The organism is Klebsiella sp. ZJOU C1 (assembly GCF_035620215.1).
GTDB lineage: Bacteria > Pseudomonadota > Gammaproteobacteria > Enterobacterales > Enterobacteriaceae > Klebsiella > Klebsiella variicola.
In genome coordinates this window covers 1,187,836-1,203,213 of sequence record NZ_CP141644.1, presented here as the reverse complement: position 1 = coordinate 1,203,213, position 15,378 = coordinate 1,187,836, and the positions used below count along the sequence as shown (strand labels likewise).

General features: G+C 55.0%; 16 protein-coding genes and 1 pseudogene. 6 read left to right on the top strand and 11 right to left on the bottom strand.

Going from position 1 to position 15,378, the window contains the following annotated elements:
* The first annotated feature begins 442 nt into the window (after positions 1–442).
* From tomB to maa, 3 genes are all read left to right on the top strand, one after another.
* Positions 443–817, top strand: coding sequence for an Hha toxicity modulator TomB (gene tomB / locus SPE70_RS05680; protein ID WP_008805436.1), 375 nt, complete (start codon positions 443–445; stop codon positions 815–817).
* 26 nt (positions 818–843) lie between these two features.
* Positions 844–1,062: an HHA domain-containing protein gene (locus SPE70_RS05675; protein WP_002892050.1), complete on the top strand. Its 219-nt coding sequence runs from the start codon at positions 844–846 to the stop codon at positions 1,060–1,062.
* 158 nt (positions 1,063–1,220) lie between these two features.
* Entirely contained in the window at positions 1,221–1,787 is a 567-nt protein-coding gene (gene maa / locus SPE70_RS05670) for a maltose O-acetyltransferase (RefSeq protein ID WP_008805435.1), read from the top strand.
* Here the strand turns inward: maa and SPE70_RS05665 are convergent.
* Positions 1,759–1,896 (bottom strand): annotated as a pseudogene (locus tag SPE70_RS05665) (hypothetical protein); the annotation flags it as partial. The gene maa and the pseudogene SPE70_RS05665 sit on opposite strands and share 29 nt — an antisense overlap.
* A 27-nt stretch (positions 1,897–1,923) precedes the next feature.
* On the opposite strand from SPE70_RS05665, the gene SPE70_RS05660 reads away from it, so the two are divergent.
* Positions 1,924–2,394, top strand: a complete 471-nt coding sequence (locus tag SPE70_RS05660) for a YlaC family protein (protein WP_008805434.1) — start codon at positions 1,924–1,926, stop codon at positions 2,392–2,394.
* Here SPE70_RS05660 and SPE70_RS05655 read toward each other — a convergent pair.
* Positions 2,363–3,820, bottom strand: coding sequence for a MocR-like pyridoxine biosynthesis transcription factor PdxR (locus SPE70_RS05655; RefSeq protein WP_008805433.1), 1,458 nt, complete (start codon positions 3,818–3,820; stop codon positions 2,363–2,365). The genes SPE70_RS05660 and SPE70_RS05655 overlap by 32 nt on opposite strands.
* A 100-nt stretch (positions 3,821–3,920) precedes the next feature.
* On the opposite strand from SPE70_RS05655, the gene SPE70_RS05650 reads away from it, so the two are divergent.
* The gene (locus SPE70_RS05650; RefSeq protein WP_022066288.1) at positions 3,921–4,619 is read left to right on the top strand and encodes a GNAT family N-acetyltransferase; all 699 of its coding nucleotides are present in this window, start codon (positions 3,921–3,923) and stop codon (positions 4,617–4,619) included.
* Here SPE70_RS05650 and ykgO read toward each other — a convergent pair.
* The 3 genes from ykgO to SPE70_RS05635 form a co-directional block, all read right to left on the bottom strand.
* Entirely contained in the window at positions 4,616–4,756 is a 141-nt protein-coding gene (ykgO, locus tag SPE70_RS05645; protein WP_002892018.1) for a type B 50S ribosomal protein L36, read from the bottom strand. The genes SPE70_RS05650 and ykgO overlap by 4 nt on opposite strands.
* Positions 4,756–5,019 (bottom strand): type B 50S ribosomal protein L31, encoded by a 264-nt coding sequence (locus SPE70_RS05640; RefSeq protein WP_008805431.1) that lies wholly within the window; start codon positions 5,017–5,019, stop codon positions 4,756–4,758. Before SPE70_RS05640 ends, ykgO begins: the two co-directional genes overlap by 1 nt.
* Before the next feature lie 116 nt (positions 5,020–5,135).
* On the bottom strand, positions 5,136–6,206 hold the full coding sequence (locus SPE70_RS05635) for a LacI family DNA-binding transcriptional regulator (RefSeq protein ID WP_008805430.1): 1,071 nt from the start codon (positions 6,204–6,206) through the stop codon (positions 5,136–5,138).
* Between the two features lie 270 nt (positions 6,207–6,476).
* On the opposite strand from SPE70_RS05635, the gene SPE70_RS05630 reads away from it, so the two are divergent.
* Positions 6,477–7,748 (top strand): maltoporin, encoded by a 1,272-nt coding sequence (locus tag SPE70_RS05630; RefSeq protein ID WP_008805429.1) that lies wholly within the window; start codon positions 6,477–6,479, stop codon positions 7,746–7,748.
* Between the two features lie 137 nt (positions 7,749–7,885).
* On the opposite strand, the gene SPE70_RS05625 is transcribed toward SPE70_RS05630, so the two are convergent.
* The 6 genes from SPE70_RS05625 to SPE70_RS05600 all read right to left on the bottom strand — a co-directional run bounded on the left by SPE70_RS05625 (position 7,886) and on the right by SPE70_RS05600 (position 15,024).
* Positions 7,886–8,200: a glucose PTS transporter subunit EIIB gene (locus tag SPE70_RS05625; RefSeq protein WP_012542670.1), complete on the bottom strand. Its 315-nt coding sequence runs from the start codon at positions 8,198–8,200 to the stop codon at positions 7,886–7,888.
* A 64-nt stretch (positions 8,201–8,264) separates the two neighbouring features.
* Positions 8,265–10,322, bottom strand: a complete 2,058-nt coding sequence (locus SPE70_RS05620) for a beta-galactosidase (protein ID WP_048964590.1) — start codon at positions 10,320–10,322, stop codon at positions 8,265–8,267.
* A 30-nt stretch (positions 10,323–10,352) separates the two neighbouring features.
* On the bottom strand, positions 10,353–11,555 hold the full coding sequence (locus tag SPE70_RS05615; protein WP_040973674.1) for a glycoside hydrolase family 53 protein: 1,203 nt from the start codon (positions 11,553–11,555) through the stop codon (positions 10,353–10,355).
* A 4-nt stretch (positions 11,556–11,559) separates the two neighbouring features.
* Entirely contained in the window at positions 11,560–12,411 is an 852-nt protein-coding gene (locus tag SPE70_RS05610; protein ID WP_004204761.1) for a sugar ABC transporter permease, read from the bottom strand.
* A 10-nt stretch (positions 12,412–12,421) separates the two neighbouring features.
* Positions 12,422–13,729, bottom strand: coding sequence for a carbohydrate ABC transporter permease (locus SPE70_RS05605; protein ID WP_008805425.1), 1,308 nt, complete (start codon positions 13,727–13,729; stop codon positions 12,422–12,424).
* A 62-nt stretch (positions 13,730–13,791) separates the two neighbouring features.
* Entirely contained in the window at positions 13,792–15,024 is a 1,233-nt protein-coding gene (locus SPE70_RS05600; RefSeq protein WP_032734889.1) for a maltodextrin ABC transporter substrate-binding protein, read from the bottom strand.
* Positions 15,025–15,378 lie beyond the last annotated feature (354 nt).

The following is a 15,378-nucleotide window of genomic DNA, read 5'->3' as shown; positions in this document are numbered from 1 at the left end:
TTTGTCCGTCGCAACAGGGCACATATTGCCATTGTTTGTTTTTCACACTGCATTTAATATATATTGATATGGTCCTGGCTATTTTTTCACATTGCCTGGTACTTATGATCTTTACACACTCATTTACCAGGAATAATCCTAATACCAACGCCCGCGGCCGGCGGTTTCTGAACGCGACAGCTGCCTGCCTTAAGCCGATGATTGATAAGACTTCTCTATTTCTCGGGCTGTGCGTCAGGGCCTGCGAAATTAATTCGTCTATTTTTAAGATAATTTCTCTCTGATAATTGTAATTTTTCGTAATAGCACGATGAAATCTGTTGGAGAGTGGATTATAGTTAAATCAGCAGGATTACTCAGTTAGTGTCAGGTCGGTTAGTCGTGTTCATCCCACAACGGTGTTTGTTAGTCGTCGTTTAAACCACTCAAAAGGGGATGCGTTATGGACGAATACTCGCCAAAAAGACATGATATTGCACAGCTACGCTTTCTCTGCGAAACGCTGTATCATGACTGCCTTGCAAACCTGGAAGAGAGCAACCATGGCTGGGTCAACGACCCGACTTCGGCTGTCAATCTTCAGTTAAATGAATTGATCGAGCACATTGCCACATTCGCGCTTAATTATAAAATTAAGTACACTGAGGATAATAAACTGGTCGCTCAGGTTGACGAATATCTGGACGATACTTTTACCTTGTTCAGTAACTACGGCATTAACTCAACGGATTTGCAAAAGTGGAAAAAATCCGGTAATCGACTATTTCGTTGCTTTGTCAACGCCAGCCGGGAAAACCCGGCCAGTCTCTCGTGTTAGAATTATTACAATCAAAAGGTGGAATTATGTCTGATAAGCCATTAACTAAAACAGACTATTTGATGCGCTTACGTCGTTGCCAGACAATTGACACGCTGGAGCGCGTCATTGAAAAAAATAAATATGAACTGTCTGATAATGAACTGGCGGTATTTTACTCAGCCGCCGATCATCGTCTGGCTGAACTGACCATGAATAAGCTGTACGATAAGATCCCGACCTCAGTCTGGAAGTTTATCCGCTAATCGACGCGCACAACGTGGTCTGCTGACCGGACGATACGCGTCAGCCGCCGCAGGGTATCTTTGTGATAGTCATCACATCATTCAGCTAACAGCAACCCTGTAACCGGTTTCTTTTTTATACTGCTACGGCCATCTCAAGTCAGGTATAAGGAAGACCCATGAGTGAAGAAAAACGTAAAATGATCGCCGGTGAGCTCTATTTATCTGGCGACCCAACGCTTCGCGCCGATCGCCTGCGCGCCAGACAGTTGTTACACCGTTATAATCATTCCTCCCCGGATGCGCAGGAAGAACGTCAGCATATTCTGGCCGAGCTGTTCGGTCGCGCCGGCGATGCGTATATCGAGCCAAGCTTTCGCTGCGACTACGGCTACAATATCTTTCTCGGCAACGCGTTTTACGCCAATTTTGACTGCGTGATGCTGGACGTCTGCCCTATTCATATTGGCGATAACTGCATGCTGGCGCCGGGCGTCCATATTTATACCGCCACCCATCCGCTGGATGCCGAGGCGCGTAACAGCGGCCAGGAATATGGCAAACCAGTGACCATTGGCCACAATGTGTGGATTGGTGGGCGGGCGGTAATCAATCCCGGGGTGACCATTGGTGATAATGCGGTCATTGCGTCCGGTGCAGTCGTCACCAAAGATGTACCGGCCGGGGCCGTTGTCGGCGGCAACCCGGCGCAGATCATTAAGCGCCTTCCGCTACCAAATCCGTAACTGTTATGGTTTTCTGTAACTGATCTGTTACTTTCGCCGTGGAATATTGCAACATAAAATAGCCTTCAGGCTAAGCCTGCCACGCCTGGTCCGCCGGGCGCGCACGGCTGGCTCATTGCAGAATTCGGGGACCAAGATGACAGAAATACAACGCCTGCTAACTCATACCATTGACGAACTCAACGTTCAGGAAAAACGCGATAATCGCCCGCGTTTTAGCATCAGTTTTATCCGCAACCATCCGGGGCTGTTTGTTGCCATGTATGCCGCGTTTCTGGCGACGCTGGTGGTCATGCTGCGCTCTGAAACGCTGGTAGACTCGGTCTGGTTGCTGGTGGTGCTGTTCATCCTGTTCAACGCCTTTTTCTTCTTTGACGTCTATCCGCGCTATCGTTATGAAGATATCGATGTCCTCGACTTTCGCGTGTGCTACAACGGGGAATGGTATAACACCCGCTTTGTTCCCCGGCAGCTGATCGAGCGTATTCTTCAGTCGCCGGATGTCGATAGCGAGCAGAAGGCGCAGCTCAAAAAGATGGTCGCCACCAAAGGCGAGCTCTCCTTCTACGACGTTTTTACGCTGACCCGCGCCGGTGCTGCACAATAAGACGATTTAGCGTCCGCAGCGCCAGCGGATAGCGGGAAGCAGAAGTATTACCATATCCCAGCACCAGCCCGCTCCGCCCCCGCTGCGGGTCGAGATAGAAATGACTTAACGCGGCAGGCGCCAGTTGAAACTGACGCGCCTGCTGCGCAATCGCCTGGTCATCGAACCCTTCCATTGCGACTGTCAAATGGAGCCCCCCTTCCCCGCCAAGGACCTCGCATGGCACGGTTATCTCTTGCGCCAGTGCCTCACGCAGCTGTTGTTGGCGCTTGCGGTACAGGCGACGCATGGCCGCCAGATGGCGAGCATAGTGCCCCTTCTCAATAAACCTGGCCAGCGCCCGCTGTTCCGTGCGGTGTCCTCCACGCAGCAACGTGCCAATCACATCCTGAACGGCATCCGCCAGCGCAGGCGGCATCACCATGAAGCCAATACGCAGCGCCGGAAAGAGTGTTTTGCTGAAGGTACCGAGATACACCACCGGGGCATCCGGCACCATCCCCAGCATCGCCGGGATCGGCTCTCCGCTATGGCGAAACTCGCTGTCGTAGTCATCCTCCACAATCCACGCCCCGTGCAGGCGGGCGTACTCCACCAGCGCCAGACGTCGCGCGGCGCTCATGACGCTCCCGAGGGGATACTGATGAGAGGGAGAGGTGAAGATCAGCCGGGGCGGCTCCGCGACGCCGTTGGCAATCCCCATCCCTTCGTCATCGACCGCCATTCCGCTGACCCGCAGCCCCGCCCGCTGGAAACTGCTCCTGGCCCCCAGGTACCCCGGCTCTTCCACCCACACGCTGTCGCCAGGATCCGTCAATAGCGAAGCGCATAAGTTCACCCCTTCCAGCGCCCCTTCGGTAATGACAATCTGCCGAATATCGCAACGGATCCCCCGGGAGAGCGCCAGATGACGAGCGATAGCCTCCCGCAGCAAGGGGTCGCCTGCCGCCTCGCCATAGCCCAGCAGTGCACTGCCCTCGTCACGTAAGACGTTATCCATCAGCCGCCGCCACAGCGGCAACGGGAAATAGTTCACCGCCGGCATGCCAGGGGTAAACAGCAGCGCCGGAGAGTCGCGGCGCATTGCGGCTGGCAGCCCTTGCAGCCGTTCAGGCAGCACGACGGGCGGCACCTTCACGGGCTCTTCGCGGCAGGCGGCGAGCGGTACCACCTGCGTTCCCTGACGGCTCCGCATCAGGTATCCCTCCAGCGCCAGCTGCTCCAGGGCAGCATTGACCGTATTTCGCGACAGCTGCAGCCGTCCGGCCATCACCCGCGATCCGGGCAAACGGCAGTTGGCCGCCAGAGTTCCCTGCAGGATGGCATGGCGCAATGTGTGGTAAAGGGCCCGCTGCAGGGTTTCATCCGATCGGTGCTGTATCCCCTGCGTCACCAGCGTAAAAAAACCATCGTCCGGTATGTTCATCTCATCTCCTCGTGGCCCTATAAAAACATACGCCTGTGGCACTTTTTATGGAACCAGTGAGCGCGTACGCTGCCTGAAAAACCCCGCTAAGGAAACCGCAATGCGTGAATACAATCAGTTTGGACAGGAACTCGGCGCCGCGCTGCCTGACTGGCAACCGCGTCCATGGCCAGCACGGCAGATTTTACAGGGCAGCCGCTGTCGGCTCGAACCACTGACTCTCGCGCATGCCAGCGATCTGTTTGCTGCTCACCAGCTGGCGCCAGACGTCCGCAGCTGGACGTGGCTGCTGCGTGAACCTGAGAGCAACCTTGCAGAATTCAGTGCCTGGGTGGAGCAGGTCGCCACGCTGGCAGACCCGATCCATTTTGCCGTCGTTGACCAGCGGCAAGGGAAAGCGGTTGGCTCGCTGGCGTTAATGCGCATCGACGCCACCCACGGCGTGGTAGAGGTGGGACATGTGCATTTTTCACCGTTGCTGAGCCGAACGGCTATGGCCACCGAAGCGCACTGGCTGTTGATGCAGTATGTGTTTGATACGCTCGGTTATCGTCGCTATGAATGGAAATGTAATAGTCTCAATATGCCGTCGAGCCGGGCGGCAAGGCGGCTGGGTTTTCAGTACGAAGGACGTTTTCGCCAGGCACTGGTGAGCAAAGGACATAACCGGGATACGGACTGGTTTTCGGTGATAGACGGCGAATGGCCGCAGCTGGATAACGCCATGCGGCAATGGCTGGCCGCCGACAATTTTACCGCCGACGGCCAGCAGCGCCGCACTCTGGAGAGTTTCCGTTAACGACGTTTTTTGCGCCCCTGCACCGCTTTAAAGCGGGGGTTGCTCTTACAGATAACGTACAGCCGCCCTTTGCGCTTGACCAGCTGACAATCCGGGTGGCGCTGTTTGGCGCTGCGTAATGAGTTAACGACCTGCATCATGCCTTCCTTTTCGCATCAATAAAGCCGCCGAAGCGCTGACGGAACCGGGCCGCGCTGCCCTCGCTGGCGAAGGTTTTTTGTTTGCCGGTGTAGTACGGATGCGATTTCGAGGAGACGTCGATCGTTACATACGGAAAAGTTTCGCCGTCGAGTTCAATCACGCGATCGGTGCGGATGGTGGAACCGACTTTAAAATACTCATTAACGCTGGTGTCGTGAAACACCACCGTGCGATAGGGGGGATGGATATGGGCTTTCATGATGACCTCGTCATTATGTTATAACATAACATTTAAGTTACGCCGTTCCACGACAAAGATCAACCATGTTCAAATTAAGGGTAATGGGCCTAAGGCGAGTTTCCCCGCCTTAGGTTTCAGGGCGCCAGACGGTGGGCGATGGCGCGTAGCTGTTCCGCGATGGCCTGCAGATCTTTGCCTTGCTCAGTTCTGGCGCCGCTGGAATGACGTATCACCAGGCGCGCCGGCAGGATGGATGAAGTATGTGGCGCACCGCTGGTGCTGGCGAGGATCCGCCGCACCGCTTCTTTCCCCTGCAGATCGAGGTCCAGCGACACCGTACTCAGCGCCGGATAGAAAAAGGAGCTTTCGTAGGTATCGTCATAGCCAATGACGGACTTCTCCCCCGGCACCGCCACCTGGTGCTGATGGAAGGCGCTGAGCACCCCCAGCGCCATCTGGTCATTACCCACCAGCACGGCGCTGAAATTGGGCGTTTCGCGCAGCATCTGCAGCGCGCCGGCATAGCCGCTTTGCGCATCCCAGTTGCCGTGCAGAACGGTCACCGGCTTCAGGCCGTAGCCCTCGAGAGTCTCCAGCCAGCTTTTCAGCCGGAGTTTGGCCGAGACGGAGCTGTCCGGCCCCGCCAGCAGCGCGATCTCCCGATGCCCCATCTCATAAAGATATTTGACGCTGGCCCGGGTGCCATCTGCCGGATTAAACGAAACGTTAAACACGGAACTGTAGGGGTCGACATCGAGAAAAAGGCAGACGATATCATCGTTGTCAGCGGCGATTTTCTGCGCCTGCTCGGTCTCCAGCGGCACGTTGATAATGACTTTATCCACCCGCTGAGATTTCAGCTCATTGATGGAATCCTGGATACTTTGGTTGACGCTCTCATCGATCATCGAAATCAGGACCTGGTAACCTTCCAGATTGGCATAGCGTTTTACCGCCGCCGCCACCTGGGAAGGCGCATGCCAGGCCAGCGAAATCGTCACCAGCCCGACCGTCTGGCTCTCCTTCCCCACCAGCTGCTGCGCCAGCCGGTTTGGCACATAGCGTAAGGCCTCTATCGATTTCTCCACCTTGCGGCGCGTCGCTTCGGATACATTGGCAGATTTGTTGAGTACCCTGGACACGGTCTGGTAAGAGACGCCCGCATGACGAGCGACGTCTTCCAGAGTAGCGCTTTTAGACTTCATGGTCCGGTTCCTTATGTTGTTATCCCATGATTGTAACAGGGGCCATTTGAAAAAACGCTCACCGCCACCTTTCATCGCAAAATTACACCACAAAAAGTATTACGTTCACAACACAGTTAATTGTGAATCATCTCACCCATCACAACAAAAACCAGCATGATTATTTGCACTTAGTCACACAATAATCATATCTCGTTTGCCTGAAGTTACATTTAGGCATTTTATGACATCAGTTATGTGAACGTAATACAAAACAATAAGAGGATAGAGATGAATACGACACTGCGCGCCCTTTCCGCCGCGTTAGCCGCTGCGCTAATCGCCCCTTCCGCGTTTGCAGCGACCGCCGCAATCCCGAGTATCGATTTCCATGGCTATATGCGCGCCGGGGTTGGGGTCTCCGGCGATGGTAGTGAAGCGGAATGGCAAAAGAACAAGCTGGGCCGTTTGGGTAATGAATCGGATACCTATGGTGAGCTGGAGCTGGGCTCCGAGGTCTACAAGAAAGATGACGTCAGCTTCTATCTCGACAGCATGGTCAGCATGGTCTCCGACGGCTCTAACGATAATGAAACCACGCTGAATGATGATGCACAGTTCGGTTTACGTCAGCTGAACCTGCAGATCAAAGGGCTGATCCCCGGCGATCCGAATGCGGTGATCTGGGGGGGTAAACGTTACTACCAGCGCCACGATCTGCACATCATCGATACCAAATACTGGAACATATCCGGCTCCGGGGCCGGGGTGGAAAACTACACCCTCGGCCCAGGCGCCGTCTCGCTGGCGTGGATCCGCGGCGATGCCAACGACGTTGACTATCGCGTCGATGGCGACAGCAACGTCAATATTAACTATATCGATTTACGCTATGCAGGCTGGAAGCCGTGGTCGGGTTCGTGGACCGAATTCGGCATCGACTACGCCATGCCGAACACCACCAAAAAACAGGACAGCTACGGCGGGCTGTACGATGCCGATAATGGCGTGATGCTGACCGGTGAAATCAGTCAGGATATGCTGGGCGGCTATAACAAAACCGTGCTGCAGTATGCTAACAAAGGGCTGGCGCAGAACATGGTCTCCCAGGGCGGCGGCTGGTACGATATGTGGAACTACGTGAACGACGCCACCGGCTATCGCGTGATTAACACCGGCCTGATCCCGATTACCGAAAAGTTCTCCATCAACCACGTCCTGACCTGGGGCTCGGCGGATGACATTACCGACTACACCGACAAAACGCGGATGCTGTCGCTGGTTGCCCGCGGGCAGTATCAGTTCACCGACTACGTCCGCCTGATTGGCGAAGTCGGCGGTTTCTATCAGAAAGACAGCTATAACAATGGCACCAGCTACAAACAGGCCGGTGAGAAATATACCATTGCGCTGGGCCTGGCGGACGGGCCGGACTTTATGTCACGCCCGGAATTACGCATTTTTGCTTCATACCTGAATGATTCCGAAGATGGTAAACCGTTTGAAGACCAGACGGCGAATAATACCTGGAATTTCGGCGTGCAGGTTGAGGCTTGGTGGTAATATCGCGCTGGTAAGACAAGTACATTATTTTTATCTCCAACTGTAAGGTCATGAATTACCTCTCCGGTAATTATTATTGCCACTGCTATCTTTGTCTTATTTTCGGGATAACCTGTTTTCAGGTTATCCCGTTTTATTTATTTCCTGGTAGCAAAATGCTCATCCAGCAATTGACGCAGCGCATCGGACTGCTTACCGAAAATAGCATGCACCTGCTGACCGAGAATAATGACGCCCAGCGCGCCCTGCTGCTGTAATGCGTCAGTATCCACGGCTGCAAGATGACGAACCGTCACCCGCAGACGAGTAATACAGGCATCCACTTGCGTAATATTCGCTTCGCCACCAAAGGCCTGAATCAGCGCCTCGATTTGCTGTTTTTCCGCCTCGCTTAATGGCTGTGCCGGACGTGCAGGAGAGAAATAGTGCAGAAAGGATTTTAAACTCACCATCATAAACTCCAGGTTTAAGATAAAAAAAAGCCTGCTCGTCAGAGCAGGCGTGGAGAAAAAAGGATTAGGCGTGACGACGAAGAATACGGCAATCCCATGCTGAGAGTGTCAGCGGGTCTGACACCGCCGCGTCGGTCAGGCAATCCCAATACCCCGGCGGCAGAGTCAGAGTATGACTTTGCGCGCTGTAGTTCTGCAGGAAGACAAACGTGCTCTCACCGTCGGTGCGCGCGGTAGCCACTACGCCGGGCGGTAAATCCGCCGCTATCGCTCGTGGCAGATCCAGCTCCCTGCTCAGGGCAGCAAAGAAATCGCGCTGGAAGGCTAAATCGTTGCGGGAGGCGACATGCCAGGCTTTACCTTTCCCGAAACCGTTCACCGTCACCGCCGGCCGTCCGGCATAGAAATCATCCCGGTAGGTGGCCAGCGTCTGAGCGCTCTCGGTATGGATTAGTTCACAGAGATGGCGCACCTGATAGGGACCCTGCAGACCGCACTGATTCCCGGCAAGCCCCTGCACAAGATTAAACTCGCCGTCATTCAGACAGTCGATCTCTTCCGCCCAGATCCCCAGCAGATTGCGCAGCGGGCCCGGGAAGCCGCCGAGATAGCAGAGATCGGACTCATTGACGATGCCGGTCCAGTAGGTGGTCACCAGGTGGCCGCCGCTGGCGACAAACGCCTCTGCCCGCGCGGCAAAGCCGTCGCGCACCATATATAACATCGGGGCAATCACTAACCGGTATGGCGTTAAATCGACATCAGCGTCAATCACATCGACGGCAATGCCCTGTTCCCAGAACGGACGGTAGTGTTCGTTGACCGTCTTCTCATACTCCATACCCAGATTGCGCGGCCCCTGGGCGTCATCAAGCGCCCAGCGGTTTTGTTGGTCGAAGATAATCGCTACTTTCGCCTCGGTGCGACAACCCCGGACCTCTGGTAGCTTGCTCAGTATCTCGCCGAGCTGGCTGACTTCACGACCAATACGGGTATCAATGTGCCCGACGTGGTCAACCACCGCGCCGTGAAATTTCTCAACCGAACCGCGGCTTTTCCGCCACTGGAAATACTGCACCGAGTCGGCGCCATGCGCCACCGCCTGCAGCGAGGAGAGAATATGCATTCCCGGCTTCTTCAGTTTGCTGGTCGGCTGCCAGTTGGTGGCGCCTGGTGTGGACTCCATCAGCACAAACGGTTTGCCGCCCTTCAGGCTGCGCATCATGTCGTGATACATCGCGGTGTAGCAGGCCAGTGCGGTTTCGTCTTTATCGCGGTGCCACATCGGATAGCTGTCCCACGAGATAAAGTCCAGCGCCTCTGCCAGTTGCCAGTAGTCGTAATCGTAGAAATACTCCATAAAGTTAGTGGTCACCGGCAGGGAGGCATTCGCCGCCTTCAGCGGGGCAATTTCATGGCGGCAGAAATCGGTCACCTGAGCGGTGTTAAAGCGATGCCAGTCAAGATTGAGACCGTGAATTGACACCTCGCCCTGTGGCGCAGGTGATTCAATTTGCGACCAGTCGGTATAGGTATGACTCCAGAAGGTGCTCCACCAGGCCTGGTTGAGGTTCTCCAGGGTCTGGTAACGCGCCTTCAGCCAGTCACGAAAACGGTTCTGGCAGAGATCGCAATGGCATTCACCGCCATATTCATTGGAAATATGCCAGCCCAGTACCGCCGGGTGTGAAGAATAACGCTCTGCAAGCAGGGTATTGATTTTCAGGGTTTTCTCGCGATAGACCGGTGACGACATACAGTGGTTGTGACGGCCGCCGTGCAGGGCCGGCACCCGATCGCGTCCCACCCGCAGAACCTGCGGATAGCGCTGAGACATCCACGCCGGACGCGCGCCGCTCGGCGTGGCCAGAAAAACATGAATGCCGGCGGCATACAGTTTATCGAGGATAGTATCCAGCCAGGCGAAATTAAATACCCCTTCGCGTGGCTCCAGTTTCGCCCAGCTAAATATTCCCACCGACATCACATTGCATTTTGCCTGCTGCATCATGGCAATGTCTTTATCAATAATATCGGGGTCATTCTCCCATTGCTCCGGATTATAATCCGCGCCATGCAGCAGCGTACTAACCTTCGGATGTAAAGGTGCAAATTTATTCATAATAAACTTCCTGAAAAAAACGACAAAAAATTAATTAAAAACTTTTACCGACGGCAATACTTTTCCCTGGCAATCAAATAGCGCCTGATTTTCACGTGCATTCCCTTCTTTCCACTCGTCGTGGATATATTTCATCCCCGCCGGGGTGGCCCAGGTATTTCCCGGCACGGCAATCCACGTGGGCTCCCAGTAAAAAATACCTTTGCCGCGCTGGTCGGGAACATCTATGACGGCCTGCATCAGATCGTGAATATAGTGATATTGCCCCTGCACGGTGGCGGGATAACCCCCGTCCTTTTCCTCTTTCGCCTGGAAACTATTTTCCGCGTTGTCGCAGTTGGCCAGGGTATAGGCATAGGCCGCCTCGACGACGATAACGTCTTTGTTATAGCGTTTGCTGATGTCATCCATATTGGCCTTCAGGGCGCTGATCGGCCCGTTCCAGTAGGTGTACATCGACAGACCGATCACGTCATACGGTACATGGCGCTTGTCAATCTCATCAAACCACCAGCGGAAGGTATCGTTCTTGGTCCCTTCGGCCAGATGCAGCATGATTTTCACTTGCTCGCCGTGATGCAGGTTCTCCTTCAGGCCAGCGATAGCCGCGTTCAGCAGCCCGGCCAGCCGGTCGAACTCGCCGCCCCCCTGCCCCCAGCTTTTCCCTTCCGGCCACAGGATGCCGCCGTTGATCTCATTGCCGATCTGCACCATGTCCGGCAGGACGCCTGCCTGCTTAAAGCGGGCGATGGTATCGCGGGTATAGTCATGAATCGCCGTTTTCAGCTGCGGATAATCCATCTTTTCCCAGGCTTTCGGCTTGAACTGCTTGCCGGGATCGGTCCAGAAATCGCTGTAATGAAAATCGAGCAGCAGCTTCATCCCCTGGGCTTTCGCCCGTTTCGCGAGGGTCAGGGTGGTGGCCAGGTCGTTATTTCCGCCGCCATAGCCCTCACCGCTCGCCGATTGCGGATCCACCCACAGACGGAGGCGAACATAGTTGACGCCGTTCTCTTTCAGAATCGCGATCGGATCCTTGCGCTGATTATTCTGGTCGTAGAACGTCGCCCCGTGCTTTTCGGCATCCAGCAGCGTGGAGATATCCGCGCCTTTGATAAAGTCCGCCGGCATGCCCTGAAACGCGCGGGTTTCAAGCGCGTCCGCGGCCAGAGTAGGGGTGGAGAAACTGCATGCCAGACAAACCGCAAGCCATGCGGGGGTGAATCTTTTCATGTGCTTATCCTTTAGTACTGCCCGAGGTCAGGCCGGAGACAAAGTATTTTTGTAACGCCAGGTAGAGGATCGCCACCGGTACGGCAATCAGCACCGCCCCCGCCGCGTAGGTGGTGTAACTGGCACCCATTTTTTGCGCCACCAGGTTATACAAACCGATAGGCAGCGTGTATTTATCCGGGGTACGCAGGATGGTGCTGGAGAGGATGAAATCGCCCAGCGGACCGGTGAAGGAGAACAGCGCCACCACCGCGAGGATCGGCCTCGACAACGGCATGATGATCTCGATAAAGATGCGAAAGCTGCTGGCGCCGTCCATGCGAGCGGACTCATCCAGATCTTTGGGGATCGCGTCGAGATACCCCTTCATCAGCCAGGTATTCATCGGGATCATCCCCCCGACGTAGATCAGCACCAGCGCCAGATGGCTGTTAATCAGGCCAAGCAGTTGCGATAGCACAAAGATCGCAATCAGCGCGGAAAACTGCGGGATCATCTGCAGCAGCAGGAACAGCATCAGCCCGTTCTGCCGCCCTTTAAAGCGGAAGCGGGAGAAGGCGTAAGCGGTAAAGCTGACGCTAATCAGGGTCAGCACCATGGTCAGAAAGCTGATTTTCATCGAGTTCCAGTACCAGGTGAGGTAATTCACATTGCCATTGAACAGATCGGCATAGTGCTGGAACGACAGGTTTTCCGGAATGATCGAGGTACTGAGCAGGCTATTGCCGGCGTTCAGCGACGCCCCGACCGTCCAGACCAGCGGATAGATGATCACCACCGAGACCAGAATAACCACCAGCCAGGTGAGAGAGAGTCGGATCCACTTTTCGCGTTTAATACTGGGTGATTGAGCCATGTTGCTTCCCTTACGCCATGTCGTCATTTTTGAAGGATTTGGTGGCGCGGAACTGCCACAGCGCCAGGCCGACGACAAAGATCGACAGCAGGATCGTGATGGTCGCCGCGATGGCGTACTGCGACGAGGACATCGTCAGCTTATAGATCCACGACACCAGAATATCCGTCCCACCGGCGTTGGAGCCTGCCACCGCAGGACCGCCGTTGTTAAACAGATAAATGATGTTGAAGTTATTAAAGTTGAAGGTGTACTGAGTGATGATGATCGGCGCGATCGCGTACAGCACCAGCGGCAGAGTGATGGTGCGCAGACGGGTAAAGGCGCTGGCGCCGTCCATCGTCGCTGCTTCATACAGATCGTCCGGGATCGCCTGCAGCACGCCGGTGGTCATGGCAAAGACAAACGGGAAGCCAAGCCAGGTCTGCATCATGATCAGCGCCGTTTTAGTCCAGAACGGGTCGGTCAGCCATGCCTTTGGGCTGATACCGAAGAACGACAGGATCGCGTTGTTGATGACCCCGAATGAATCGTTGAACATACCGGCAAAGACGAGGATGGTGACAAACCCCGGCACCGCCCACGGCAAAATAAAGATGGTGCGGATCAGCGGCTTAAAGCGCAGATCTTTTTGATTCACCAGAATCGCCAGCAGCACGCCCACCGTACACTGCAGGGTGGTCGCCAGCAGCGTCCACACCACGGTCCACTGCAGCACATCCAGGAAGGTGGAGCGCCAGATAGAGAGGGTGAAAATATTGACGAAGTTTTTCAGCCCCACCCAGTCCACCAGCTTCGCCGGCGGCGTGTGGTACAGGTTGTAGTTGGTGAAGGCGATGGCGAAACCGAACAGAATGGGAAAGATCACCACAAACACCAGCAGAATAAAGCCCGGGGTGATCATCAGGTACGGGAAGCCGTCGCTCAGCAGCATCTGGTACTGCTTACGCACGCTGTTCAGGGCGATCCCCTCATCGCGTTTTTTGCCGTTCAGCCACGCATCCCGCAGCGAGAGAAAATAGATCAGCACGCCAAAGGCGACGATCAGCACACTGATAATCCCCTCCGCTAACAGGAAGATAGAGTTATCCCGCGGTACCTCTTCACCCAGGGTATATAACCCCCACAACCCCTCACGCAGGAAATCATAAAAAATCCCCAGAAAGCTGCTGAGCAGCACCAGGAAGACCAGCCCTTTCAGCCACTGGCGATGATAAAACTGACCGAAACCCGGCACGATTGCCAGCAGCAGGCCGCACCATGCATGGCGCCCGGGCCCGCGTGCGTCGCTAAAATTTTCGCTGGAATGGATGCTCACACTCGACTCCTTCTACAAACGGGAGGTCCCCCTCCCGCTCGGTGACTTCACGTGACGGTGAATTACTGATTGCTGGCCTGCATTGCTTCGATCTGCATCGTGATCTGTTTCACCGCGTTATCGAGCGCGGCCTGCGGCGCCTGCTTACCGGTGAGGCTCAGTTCAAGCGCGGCGTTGGCCGGCCCCCACACTTCCCCCATCTCCGGAATGCCCGGCATCGCCACCGCTCGCGCCGACTGGATGGCGACGGCACTGGCCTTTTGGTCGTTTTTAATCACCGGATCGTCAATCATCGCCTTCAGCGGCGGAATTTCGCCGGTGGCGACATAGCGGGCTTTCACATACTGCGGCTGGTTGATGAACTCGATAAACTGTTGCGCCAGCGCTTTGTCTTTACTCCAGGTCGATACCACATAGCCTTTGACGCCCAGGAAGGAGCTCATCGGCTTGCCGTCCGGCAGGGTCGGCAGGGGCGCCACGCCATAGTTAATGCCAGCGGCTTCATACGGCTGGAAGGCCCAGGGGCCGTTGATCACCGCCGCCGCTTTTTTCTCGGTAAACAGGGAATCGATGGCATTCAGCCCGTTATCGCCGAGGATCCCCGCTGGAAAGACCTTCTCGGCATAGAATTTTTTCAGGAAGGTGACGGCTTCGACGGCGCCGGGGGTATTGAGGCCCACTTGCTGCGGGTTAAAGCCACCGCTGTCGTTTTTAGCAAAGATATAGCCGCCCATCGGGCCAATCGCCCCCCAGCTGTAATAGATCTGGTCAAACTTGGCGAGCAGGCCGTATTTGTTCTGCTCGCGCTGGGTTTTCGAGTAGTCCAGCCAGGCCTGCAGGCTGTCCAGCGGCTTGTCGATCAGGTCCTTGTTGTAGATAAGCACCAGGGTTTCCACTGCTTTCGGGATCCCGTACAGCGCGTTGTCCATGCGGAAGGCATTGATGGAGGCTGGCGTAAAGGCATCCTGTTTCGCCTGATCGACGCTGAGAGGCGAGAGTAGTCCCTGAACCACGGCGCCGCCGAGCTGGTCATTCGGGATCACCAGCACGTCCGGCCCAATGCCCGCCGGGCCGTCGAGGCGCAGCTTTTCCAGCTGCTGGGCATAAGGCATCTCCTGGAGATTGACCTTCACGTTGTACTGCTTCTCAAAATCGCTGACCGCGGTTTTAATACCCGCGGATTTTTTAATGTCCTCCCAGACGTTGAGCTGCCCGGCGGCGTGCGCCTGCAGGCTGGTGAGTTGCCCCGCCGCCAGGGTGGTAAGGATCAGTGCAGCAAGCATGTTCTTTTTCATTATCAACCTCATGTGAAGGTATAACAATTTAATGGTTTTTATTGGGCTTATCTCTGCCAGTCAGAAAAATAAATCACTTCAAACTGGCGAGTTATATGAGAAAAAGGCTCCAGCTCTCTTTTGTTATACGCTACCCGTAGATCGCTGACAAAACTACCATAAGCTGCCAGTTGTGTGATCATCATTACAGAAATGAAACGCCGCTGTATGGCGCTAAAACTGCGGAAGTTATAGTCAGGGCATGATTTTACTGCTGTTGAACATCGCCACGCTGATTTGTTACACGTAATACAATTCATGCTACACACAGCGACAAAGCAACGGCAAACAACAGCTACTCACTTCGGGGAATGT

What these genes read in the sequence shown, in the direction of transcription:
- SPE70_RS05625 (WP_012542670.1), bottom strand. Translation starts at nt 8,200, where the DNA reads ATGGTGAGTTTAAAATCCTTTCTGCACTATTTCTCTCCTGCACGTCCG.
- SPE70_RS05630 (WP_008805429.1), top strand. Translation starts at nt 6,477, where the DNA reads ATGAATACGACACTGCGCGCCCTTTCCGCCGCGTTAGCCGCTGCGCTA.
- maa (WP_008805435.1), top strand. Translation starts at nt 1,221, where the DNA reads ATGAGTGAAGAAAAACGTAAAATGATCGCCGGTGAGCTCTATTTATCT.
- SPE70_RS05660 (WP_008805434.1), top strand. Translation starts at nt 1,924, where the DNA reads ATGACAGAAATACAACGCCTGCTAACTCATACCATTGACGAACTCAAC.
- SPE70_RS05620 (WP_048964590.1), bottom strand. Translation starts at nt 10,322, where the DNA reads ATGAATAAATTTGCACCTTTACATCCGAAGGTTAGTACGCTGCTGCAT.
- SPE70_RS05655 (WP_008805433.1), bottom strand. Translation starts at nt 3,820, where the DNA reads ATGAACATACCGGACGATGGTTTTTTTACGCTGGTGACGCAGGGGATA.
- SPE70_RS05615 (WP_040973674.1), bottom strand. Translation starts at nt 11,555, where the DNA reads ATGAAAAGATTCACCCCCGCATGGCTTGCGGTTTGTCTGGCATGCAGT.
- SPE70_RS05640 (WP_008805431.1), bottom strand. Translation starts at nt 5,019, where the DNA reads ATGAAAGCCCATATCCATCCCCCCTATCGCACGGTGGTGTTTCACGAC.
- SPE70_RS05650 (WP_022066288.1), top strand. Translation starts at nt 3,921, where the DNA reads ATGCGTGAATACAATCAGTTTGGACAGGAACTCGGCGCCGCGCTGCCT.
- ykgO (WP_002892018.1), bottom strand. Translation starts at nt 4,756, where the DNA reads ATGCAGGTCGTTAACTCATTACGCAGCGCCAAACAGCGCCACCCGGAT.
- SPE70_RS05635 (WP_008805430.1), bottom strand. Translation starts at nt 6,206, where the DNA reads ATGAAGTCTAAAAGCGCTACTCTGGAAGACGTCGCTCGTCATGCGGGC.
- SPE70_RS05610 (WP_004204761.1), bottom strand. Translation starts at nt 12,411, where the DNA reads ATGGCTCAATCACCCAGTATTAAACGCGAAAAGTGGATCCGACTCTCT.
- SPE70_RS05675 (WP_002892050.1), top strand. Translation starts at nt 844, where the DNA reads ATGTCTGATAAGCCATTAACTAAAACAGACTATTTGATGCGCTTACGT.
- SPE70_RS05600 (WP_032734889.1), bottom strand. Translation starts at nt 15,024, where the DNA reads ATGAAAAAGAACATGCTTGCTGCACTGATCCTTACCACCCTGGCGGCG.
- tomB (WP_008805436.1), top strand. Translation starts at nt 443, where the DNA reads ATGGACGAATACTCGCCAAAAAGACATGATATTGCACAGCTACGCTTT.